Origin of the sequence: Sulfobacillus sp. hq2, assembly GCF_002903155.1 — a bacterium.
Taxonomy (GTDB): Bacteria; Bacillota; Sulfobacillia; order Sulfobacillales; family Sulfobacillaceae; genus Sulfobacillus; species Sulfobacillus thermotolerans.
Genome location: NZ_NWUL01000021.1, coordinates 1 through 1,469, shown reverse-complemented (window position 1 = coordinate 1,469; position 1,469 = coordinate 1). Strand labels below are relative to the sequence as shown.

General features: G+C 62.0%; 1 protein-coding gene. It reads left to right on the top strand.

Features of this window, described 5'->3' with window-relative positions; translation table 11 throughout:
• The coding region (locus CO251_RS03160) for an ISL3 family transposase (RefSeq protein WP_146038970.1) at window positions 1-1,275 on the top strand (1,275 nt) is incomplete at its 5' end.
• Between the last annotated feature and the right edge of the window lie 194 nt (window positions 1,276-1,469).

The following is a 1,469-nucleotide window of genomic DNA, read 5'->3' as shown; positions in this document are numbered from 1 at the left end:
TGGGTGCCGGCCTACGGCCGGCGATCCATGGATCTGACAGATCGGATAGAGGACTGGGGCTGGCACCTCAGCGCGGAAGCCTTAGCCCGATTAGTGTTGAAAGACGGTGTCAAGGTCAGCGCTACCACGATTCTTCGGGTTTTACGGACCGCCCCGGATCCAGTATGGGAGGCCCCCCGCGTGGTCGGCATTGACGACTGGGCGCTGAGGAAAGGGCACACGTATGCCACCGTGATTGTCGATCTCGAACGGCATCATATCGTCGATGTGCTGCCCGACCGCCAGCCAGAAACTGTAGCCCAATGGCTCATTGCCCATCCCGGCATCACGGTGGTGAGCCGCGACCGGGCGAAAGGCTATGGGAAAGCGATTCGTGACGGGGCGCCGGGCGCCCGGCAGATTGCGGATCGGTGGCACCTGTTGGAGAATCTGAGCGACGCGATCCAGGACGTCGTCACGCGCGTTCCTCCGCCGATTCGGGCTCCCACCGCGCCGAACCCTCTCAGCGACTCGTCCACCTCTCTCCCTCGGGGGGTGATGCACCAACAGGAACGCTACGCCGAGATTCACGCACTCGCGAGCGCGGGTTACCGGGTCGCCGAAATCGCACGCTGTACCGGCTATGATCGCAAAACGATCCGCAAATATCTCGACGCACAGGATGCCCCGGTGACCTCCGACCGCGCTTCGTCCCCTCATATGCTGGATACGTGTACTCCACTCCTGGAACGGCTTTGGGCTGACGGCACGCGAACCGCGAAAGCGGTGGCCGCCGCTTTACATGACGCCGGTCATCCGGTGAGCCCGTCGACCGTGACCCGCTGGCTGCGCCAGCGGCGCACCCAAGATAAGACGGCAGCTTCGCCGCCTCGTCGTCGGATAACCCGGCGGACGTGGGTCGCCTGGTTTATGGTGCCCTTCCCGGCGTGGCCGCGCAGTGCGACCACTCTCTTGAGTCACCTGATGGCTGCCTCGCCCGTCTATCGCCAGGTCTGGACCTTAGTCCATCAATTTCACACGATGGTGACCCATCGGCATGGACAAGCCTTGGCGGCCTGGATTCGGGGAGCCAAGGCGAGTGCCATTCCGGAGATCGTGCGGTTTGCCAAGGGGCTCGAGGCCGATTGGGCGGCGGTGCACGCGGGTCTGACAGAATCATGGAGCCAAGGAATGACTGAGGGATTTAATACCCAGATCAAGTATCTCAAGCGCGTCATGTTTGGTCGGGCCGATTTCGATCTGTTACGGGCGCGCATTTTACACAACCAATCGTAGGACAACGCTAAACAATCCATGGGGACTCGGCGTTGCCCTGGGATAGACGGCGGCAGCGCGTGAACTTCCACCGTCATGGGCCGCACCGAGAGGGGCTGACGAGATCCTCGTCGACCTATTCGGCACCATTCGAACCACACGGCAAGGACCATGCTCCCATTCTGCCTATCTTTCAGCAAAAGTGCGGGAGAGCC